Consider the following 7,561-nt stretch of genomic DNA (forward strand, 5'->3'; position numbering starts at 1 on the left):
CCTCTGGTGCCGCCTCAAGGATTGGCGCCGCATCGCCACCAGATACGACAAGCTCGCCACCAATTACATGGCCGGCGTCTTCCTCGCTGCCTCACTCACCTTCTGGTGCAATTGAGTCCGGACCCTAGGGCGTCATAGGTGAACTTCGGCGAGAAGGCGAGGCTAGCGTCCAGAACATCCTTTCCGATCGCCTGCCGATACTCGAAGGACAGGTTGACGGCGTCCTGACGATCGGGTGCCTGTGGTGCCGCCTTAAAGCAATCCTTGTCAGGGTCAGTCACCAATGGCTTGCAAAGTATCTTTTCATCTGCCGCTTGATAGCTGGACTGATAGTCGATGGCGAAGCTTAGCATGCTTTTCTGCTCACCGGGATAGAAGGCGATGAAGCCGCCGATAGCCAGCTGTGGTTTCCAGCTGGAATATTTCGTCAATGTCGTCGGGTCACGATAATGGAACTGGTTGGTGCCGATCCTCGCTTCGCCACCAAATTGCCAGAATTGATTTTTGAGGCCTGACGGATCGTCCCGTGTGGTCGCGTTGTAGCGCGACAGGCTGAAGGTTAGTGCCGGCCCGTCCGAAAGCCGGTCGAGTAATTGCGGATCGACCAGATTATCTTCGCCACCCAGTGGAACGGATAGCGACAGCCCGTAGCTGGTTTGCCGAAAGTTGCTGCTCATGCCATCGACGCCTGCAGCGACTATCTCTGGCGATAGCTTCCTATTGAAGCTGAGCGACGCCTTGGGCTCGCCGCCATTAATTTCTATCTCCCCGCCAAGGCCGCTGAGGAGGGAATCACTTCTTCCGCTTGGGGCTGAAGTTCGTTTTTCTTGCAGATCATCAGTCTGGTTGACGGCCGTTGATACGGCGGGAGGTATATTTGGCTGAGCGAAAGCCAATGCGGGAAAGCCGGTCACGGCCGTTCCTATCAGGAACTTCCAGCCCCCTTTCATACGGAGAACTCCGCTATGACATGGTCGCCGCTTGAGGTTAAGGGAACCTTGAGGACCAATGGCCAGTCTGTGTCGGGTGACAATAGCTCGGCATTATCAATGCTCACCTTCACTGTTGCGCCACTGCCATTGGCATGTACGACCAGGCGATGCTCGCCCGGCGTCAGTGAAAGCAGTATTTCGAAATAGCGGTTGAATTTCGTGACCGGCCGGTGATCGACGAAGATCGCCCATGTCATGGTGGCTGCATCCGGGAAGACCCGTAACAAATGTGCCATTCCAACCTCCAAAACCATCAATGTTTCGGAGGGAGAGCCTATCGTTCGCCGTGATAATCACCATTTCAACTGGGTCGGAAATGGATCAATCAGCGCAAGCCGACCGTCAAACTGTGCCGTTCTGCAGCATAATGTCGATAAATGGTGCACCCAAGTGGATTCGAACCACTGGCCTTTGCCTTCGGAGGGCAACGCTCTATCCAGCTGAGCTATGGGTGCATGACGCTAGTCAGAAGGGGCGCTTAGCAAAGGGCTTCGAACCGCGCCAGCCACAAAATCACCTGTTCCCGAAACTTATTTCGGGGGTTTCACCATTGGCTGGAATTTGCCCAGGCCACAGCTGGCACCCGGTTGCAGGCCCGGCCCGGCGTTGAACAGCACGGTGATGATGTCGACCGAACAAAGCTGGGACATGCTGGTGCGATAGGAAAAGCGCCGCTCGAAGCCCAGGCTGGGGCAGCTGTTGGGCAGGGTGTTGCGGTAGATCTTCTTGCCGCTCACCTCGAAATCGATCGTGCGATCGTCACGCACATTGCTCGACCGAATCTGGCTGATCGAAATGCAGTCGACCGGATCGCCGCTGGGCACATAGGGATCCGGCTTGTCCTTGGTCTTGGCGAAAGCAGGCGTCAGGCCACAGGCCAGCAGCAGGCCGGCGGTGAGAATGGGGCGGATGGACATTGTCTCTCTCCTTCGTGCTGACAAGACGATTCGCGGAGCTGATTTCCGTACCGATCCTAGCACCGCCGTCGGGCGCGATCAGGCGGCTTTCGCCATGCTGCCGGGTTCCGGCGTCTTGGGCTTGAAGCGGCACAGGTCCGACACGATGCAGCGCCAGCATTCGGGCTTGCGCGCCTTGCAGACATAGCGGCCATGCAGGATCAGCCAATGATGGGCGTCGCGGCGGAAGGGCTGGGGCACGCGCTTTTCCAGCTTGTCCTCGACCGCCAGCACCGTCTTGCCCGGCGCCAGGCCGGTGCGGTTGCCGACGCGGAAGATATGGGTATCGACCGCGAAGGTTTCCTGCCCGAAGGCGGTGTTGAGCACGACATTGGCGGTCTTGCGGCCGACGCCGGGCAGGGTGGTCAGGGCGTCGCGATCCTGCGGCACCTCGCCGCCGAAATCGCGTACCAATATCTCGGACAGGGCGATGACATTCTTCGCCTTGGTATTGAACAGGCCGATCGTCTTGATGTGCTGTTTCAGCGCGTCCTCGCCCAGATCGACCATCTGCTGCGGCGTTTCGACCTCGCGGAACAGGGCGCGGGTCGCCTTGTTGACGCCGACATCGGTGGCCTGCGCCGACAGGGTGACCGCGACCAGCAGCTGATAGGCATTGCCATATTCCAGCTCCGTCACCGGGGCGGGATTGGCCTCTGCCAGGCGGCTGAAAAAGTCGAAGATCTGGCCCTTGTTCATGGCATCAGAGCCCCAATACGCCCTTCATGTCATAGCGGCCGACCGGCTGGCCGGCGAGCCAGCGGGCGCCCTTGATCGCGCCGTGCGCGAAGATGCTGCGGTTTTCGGCGCGATGGCCAAGCTCGATCCGCTCGCCCTCGGTCGCCAGGATGACCTGATGGTCGCCCGCGACCGATCCGCCGCGCAGCGCGGCAAAGCCGATCGCGCCCTTCGCCCGTGCGCCGGTGATGCCGTCACGGCCGCGCTCGCTATGGTCGGCCAGCGCGATGCCGCGCCCCTTCGCCGCTGCTTCGCCCAGCAGCAGCGCGGTGCCCGACGGCGCGTCGACCTTGTGGCGGTGATGCATCTCGACGATCTCGATGTCCCAATCATCACCCAGGCTGGCGGCGGCCTTCTCCACCAGCGCGGCGAGCAGGTTGACGCCCAGCGACGTATTGCCGGTCTGCAGCACCGGGATGCGGGCTGCCGCCTGGTCGATCAGCGCATGATGCTCGCCCTCCAGTCCCGTCGTGCCGATCAGGATCGGCTTGTTCGCGGCGATGCAGGCGTCGAGATTGGCGGAAAGCGCGGCTGGCACGGAAAAGTCGATCAGCACGTCGGCCGTCTGTGCCAGCGCCAGCGGATCGCTGGTGATGGCGACGCCGGGGGCCAGTTCGCCGCTGCCGTCGCGATCGGGGCCGCCCGCCACGGTCAGTCCCGCCTCCGCCGCGGCCTGCGCGATGGCGCGGCCCATGCGCCCGGCGGCGCCGAAAATCCCGATGCTGGTCATGCCCTGATCCGTTCCTTGAAGATAAGTGAGCGCGCGATGCCAGAGCGGCGGCCCTTTGTCATCCGGCACCATGAATTTCTTGGGAAAAGGGACCGGCCATGGCTAGGAGTTCGTTTGAGAAAGCCGGTACCGTACCGAAAAATCGCTCTTTCGCGATTTTTCGAACTGGCTCTAAGAGATGGCCATGCTCGATCTTCCCCGACTCTCCGTTCCGACCCTGCCGATCGACGGCTGCGCCGATCGCTTCCCCGTCCGCCGCATCTTCTGCGTCGGGCAGAATTATGCCGAACATGCGCGCGAAATGGGCGGTGATCCCGATCGCGCGCCGCCCTTCTTCTTCACCAAGCCGGCCGATGCCGTGGTCGAGAATGGCGCGTCGCTGCCTTTCCCCCCGCGCACGCAGGATCTGCATCATGAGGTCGAACTGGTGGTCGCGCTCGGCGCGGGCGGCACGGATGTCGCGGTCGAGGATGCGCTGGCGCTGATCTACGGCTGGGCGGTCGGCATCGACCTCACCCGTCGCGACATGCAGGCGGTCGCGAAGAAGGCGGGGCGTCCCTGGGACATGGCCAAGGGCTTTGATCGCTCCGCGCCGATCGGTCCGATCCACCCCGGCACCCCGCCGGCCAGCGGCGCCATTGCGCTCAGCATCGATGGCGACCCGCGCCAGTCGGGCGACCTGGCCGACATGATCTGGTCGGTGCCAGAAATCATTGCCAATCTCTCCACCTATGTGGAACTGGCGCCCGGCGACCTGATCTTCACCGGCACGCCTGCCGGCGTCGGCCCGATCGCGCCCGGCCAGGCGGTGCAGGCGACCATCGCCGGCCTGCCGCCGCTCGACATCGCCTTTCAGAACTGACCATCAGAACAAGGATAAACAGGATGGATATCGACATTCCCCATGACCTCGGCCGTGACGAGGCGAAGCGCCGGGTGGAGCAGGGCCTGCCCAAGCTGGAACAGCATATCCCCGGCGGTGGCACCATGACCGCGACCTGGCCGTCCGACTATGCGCTGGACATGGAAATTTCGGCCATGGCCCAGACCATCCCGGTCAAGCTGCTGATCGAGGAGGACAAGGTGCGCGGCACCGTGTCGATCCCGATGTTCCTCAAGATGATGTCCGGGCCGATCTCCGACTTCATCAAGACCAGCGCCCAGAAGATGCTGACCAAGGCGTAAGACAATGGCGCGGCCCTTGCAGCGAGGTTGAGCGGCCGTCCCGAACAGGAAAAGAGGTAAGGATGGATCGCTCAGGCCGGGATGTAGCCCTTCCGATGGAAATGCAGGGGCTCTGGATCGATGCGGACGATCCGACGGTCGAACTGTCGGTAGACGGTGGTGAGGTCGCCTGCTTCGGCCGCATCGTGTCCTATGACTATAAGCTTGTCGCCACGGATGACGATGTGGTGACGGTCAGCCTGAAGGTCGATGATGAGGAGCGTGAGGGTGATTTTCAGCGCGCCAATGTCACCGAACTGGTGATCACTCCAGAAGGCGAGATGCACGCCTATAATGTCCGGTTTGCCAGCCAGTTCATCCGGCGCAACAAATGAAGGGGGCGAACGTCGCATGACCGACATCCGCAATATCGTCATCCTCACCGGCGCGGGTATTTCGGCAGAGAGCGGGCTTGCCACCTTTCGCGGGCCGGATGGCTTGTGGGAGGGGCATCGGGTGGAGGATGTCTGCACCCCCGAAGCGCTGGCGCGCAATCCGGCGCTGGTGCATCGCTTCTATGACGAGCGGCGGGCGAAGCTGGCGGAGGTGGCGCCCAATCCCGCGCATGAGGCATTGGCTGCGCTCGACCGCGCCTGGCCGGGCGATCTGCTGATCGTCACCCAGAATGTCGATGACCTGCATGAGCGGGCAGGGGCGACCCGGCTGCTCCACATGCATGGGGAATTGAAGTCCGCCCTCTGTGCCGCCTGCGGCAAGACGGTGGCCTGGGCCGATCCGCTGCCGCCCGGCAGCGCCTGCGCCGGTTGCGGCGCGCCCAGCCTGCGGCCCGACATCGTCTTCTTCGGCGAAATGCCCTATGATATGGAGCGGATCGAGGAAGCGCTGGCACAGGCCGACCTGTTCGTGTCGATCGGCACATCGGGCGCGGTCTATCCGGCCGCCGGCTTCGTTCAGATGGCGCGCCACTATGGCGCCCGCACGCTGGAGCTCAATCTCGATCCGTCGGCGGGCAGCAGCTATTTCGAGGAAAGCCGGCTTGGCCCGGCAAGCAAACTTGTGCCCGAACTGGTAAGCGACCTGCTCGGCTGACCGGCCTTATTCGCTGGGTGCTGCCATGATGTCGGCGCCATCGGGTTCATCGCGATAAAGCAGCATCACCGATCCATCCTCGCCATTCACCGCGCGGATCGGCAGGCTCAGTTGCAGCGCGGAGAGGAATTCCTTGCTGTCGCTGACGCGGAAGCGCCCGCCGACCCGTAGCGAGGAGACGCGGGCGTCACCGATCAGGATCGGCGCGCGGCGATAGCGGTTGAACTCGCTGGCCGCCTGCTCGATCGTTTCCCCGTCCAACTCGACCATCTGGTCGCGCCAGGCCGTGCGCTGGTCGATCAGCTTGGGGCTAAGGTGGGTGAGGTCGATGCTGCGCGACTGGATAACGGCCCCGCTGCCGGCGCTGACCTTTTCCAGCCCGCTATTGCCCGAATGGACCGTCACCGTGCCCTGCGTGACCGTCAGTTCCACCACCGACGGGCGCATGCGGACGTTGAAAGCGGTGCCGACGGCGCGGATCTGGGCGGATCGCACCTCCACGTCGAACGGGCGGCCCTTGTCATGGGCCACGTCGAAGGAGGCTTCGCCCTTCAGCACGCGCACCTTGCGGCCGATGTCGGTGAAGCGGACTTCCGCCTCGCTGTTGCTGTTGAGGTGCAGGATGGAGCCGTCGGCCAGTGCGACGTCGCGGATTTGGCCGACCGCCGTCTCATAGCGGTCGACGCCGCTGAAGGTGCGGATGGTGACGATCGCGGCGACGATGAAGAAGGCGATGGCGATGCCGGCGGCGATCATGATGTTGCGCGACAGGCGGCGCTGCTGTTCCTCGCTGACGATCGCTTCGAGCGGGGGCAGATTGACTTCGGCGGCGGCGCTCTTCAGTCGCTCGGCCGCGTCCCAGGCGGCTTCGGCGCGGGCAAAGGCCACGCCATGGCGCGGATCGGCCTCGATCCACGCACATATCTCGTCTTCGTCCTGGGGAGTAGGGTCGCTGTTAAGCCTGGCCAGCAGGCGCGCGGCTTCCAACGCGATCGCGTCCCTGTCCCCGCTGTTTGAACCTGGTCCCGACGCCTGCACGTTCGAAATCCGTTTCCTCACGTTCTGCCCAGGCCCGCATAACTATGCCGATCGCTTTGGCCAGATGTTTTTCAACAGTAGAAACGGACAGAGACATTTCCTCCGCTATTTCCAGCATCGATTTTTCGTGGATACGGCGAAGAATGAAGACGCGGCGGCACTGGGTGGGCAGCGAATCGACAATCGCCTCGACCTGGCGGAGCGCCTCGCGGGCGTGAAGCTGTGCCTCGATGGTGTTTTCGCCGCCCAGCAATTCCAGATCGGCGATCGTCTCGAAGCTCACCACCTTGTTGCGGCGGGCGGTGTCGATGACGAGGTTGCGGGCGATGGTGAAGAGGTAGGCGCGCCCGGTGGTGACATTTTCCCAGTTCTCCGTGGCATAGGCACGGGCAAGAACTTCGGCGACCATGTCCTCCAACTCGTGGGTGGAGGGCAAAATGCGACGCAGGCGGCCCCTCAAGGCAGCTTCCTGCGGCAAAATCACGGTCTTGAACCACTCTAGCTTGGCGCGAACCCTATGCACGTCGACCCCCTTTTATGTCAGCGCGCCTCTCCTGAATTTCTTTTTGTTGTCACATTTCAATCATGGATTCCGGGGGGTGTCCAGCACGTGATTACGCATATTCCGTAATCCGCCATAAAAAGTTCCACCCTGTTGCAAAAAAGTTTTCAGGGGCCTTCTTTTGTTGCGTGGTTACGAAATTATGTCAGGCGGAACCTCGTCCGGCGCGCTGTCGGGCTGGTCATAATCGGGTTCGCCGGGGATGATTTCGGGCGGCTCGTTGATCGGAGTCTCGTCCGGAGTCGCAGGGGGCGGCGTTTCGGGCGGGGGG

The 7,561-nt window shown here is 62.5% G+C and carries 11 protein-coding genes, 1 tRNA gene and 1 pseudogene; 5 read left to right on the forward strand and 8 right to left on the reverse strand.

What is annotated here, in order from left to right:
• Positions 1-115 (forward strand): annotated as a pseudogene (locus CG471_RS31575) (IS5/IS1182 family transposase); the annotation flags it as partial.
• Here the strand turns inward: CG471_RS31575 and CG471_RS28200 are convergent.
• The 6 genes from CG471_RS28200 to dapB all read right to left on the reverse strand — a co-directional run bounded on the left by CG471_RS28200 (position 96) and on the right by dapB (position 3,416).
• Positions 96-914 (reverse strand): hypothetical protein, encoded by an 819-nt coding sequence (locus CG471_RS28200; RefSeq protein WP_143560302.1) that lies wholly within the window; start codon positions 912-914, stop codon positions 96-98. The pseudogene CG471_RS31575 and the gene CG471_RS28200 sit on opposite strands and share 20 nt — an antisense overlap.
• Positions 915-946: 32 nt before the next feature.
• Entirely contained in the window at positions 947-1,228 is a 282-nt protein-coding gene (locus CG471_RS28205; RefSeq protein WP_143560303.1) for a hypothetical protein, read from the reverse strand.
• A 142-nt stretch (positions 1,229-1,370) separates the two neighbouring features.
• Positions 1,371-1,447 (reverse strand) — tRNA-Arg (locus tag CG471_RS28210).
• Positions 1,448-1,522: 75 nt separating this feature from the next.
• Positions 1,523-1,909: a hypothetical protein gene (locus CG471_RS28215; RefSeq protein ID WP_037511597.1), complete on the reverse strand. Its 387-nt coding sequence runs from the start codon at positions 1,907-1,909 to the stop codon at positions 1,523-1,525.
• 78 nt (positions 1,910-1,987) lie between these two features.
• Complete coding sequence (gene nth / locus CG471_RS28220) at positions 1,988-2,647, reverse strand: endonuclease III (protein WP_037511600.1); 660 nt, start codon at positions 2,645-2,647, stop codon at positions 1,988-1,990.
• Between the two features lie 4 nt (positions 2,648-2,651).
• Positions 2,652-3,416: a 4-hydroxy-tetrahydrodipicolinate reductase gene (gene dapB / locus CG471_RS28225; protein ID WP_099234479.1), complete on the reverse strand. Its 765-nt coding sequence runs from the start codon at positions 3,414-3,416 to the stop codon at positions 2,652-2,654.
• Positions 3,417-3,594: 178 nt separating this feature from the next.
• Between dapB and CG471_RS28230 the strand changes: the two genes are divergently transcribed.
• From CG471_RS28230 to CG471_RS28245, 4 genes are all read left to right on the forward strand, one after another.
• Entirely contained in the window at positions 3,595-4,278 is a 684-nt protein-coding gene (locus tag CG471_RS28230; protein ID WP_099234476.1) for a fumarylacetoacetate hydrolase family protein, read from the forward strand.
• Between the two features lie 23 nt (positions 4,279-4,301).
• Positions 4,302-4,601, forward strand: a complete 300-nt coding sequence (locus tag CG471_RS28235) for a polyhydroxyalkanoic acid system family protein (RefSeq protein ID WP_004207574.1) — start codon at positions 4,302-4,304, stop codon at positions 4,599-4,601.
• 62 nt (positions 4,602-4,663) lie between these two features.
• Positions 4,664-4,975, forward strand: coding sequence for a hypothetical protein (locus CG471_RS28240; RefSeq protein ID WP_257211721.1), 312 nt, complete (start codon positions 4,664-4,666; stop codon positions 4,973-4,975).
• 16 nt (positions 4,976-4,991) lie between these two features.
• Positions 4,992-5,690 carry an NAD-dependent deacylase gene (locus CG471_RS28245; RefSeq protein ID WP_099234478.1) on the forward strand — a complete coding sequence of 233 codons (699 nt, stop codon included), beginning with the start codon at positions 4,992-4,994 and terminating at the stop codon, positions 5,688-5,690.
• A 6-nt stretch (positions 5,691-5,696) separates the two neighbouring features.
• Here the strand turns inward: CG471_RS28245 and CG471_RS28250 are convergent, their stop codons facing one another.
• Positions 5,697-6,677 (reverse strand): FecR domain-containing protein, encoded by a 981-nt coding sequence (locus CG471_RS28250; RefSeq protein ID WP_037511612.1) that lies wholly within the window; start codon positions 6,675-6,677, stop codon positions 5,697-5,699.
• A complete protein-coding gene (locus CG471_RS28255; RefSeq protein WP_004207570.1) occupies positions 6,646-7,251 on the reverse strand; it encodes an RNA polymerase sigma factor in 606 nt (201 codons plus the stop codon). The genes CG471_RS28250 and CG471_RS28255 overlap by 32 nt, the downstream gene beginning before the upstream one ends.
• Between the last annotated feature and the right edge of the window lie 310 nt (positions 7,252-7,561).

The organism is Sphingobium sp. IP1 (assembly GCF_002708645.1).
GTDB lineage: Bacteria > Pseudomonadota > Alphaproteobacteria > Sphingomonadales > Sphingomonadaceae > Sphingobium > Sphingobium yanoikuyae.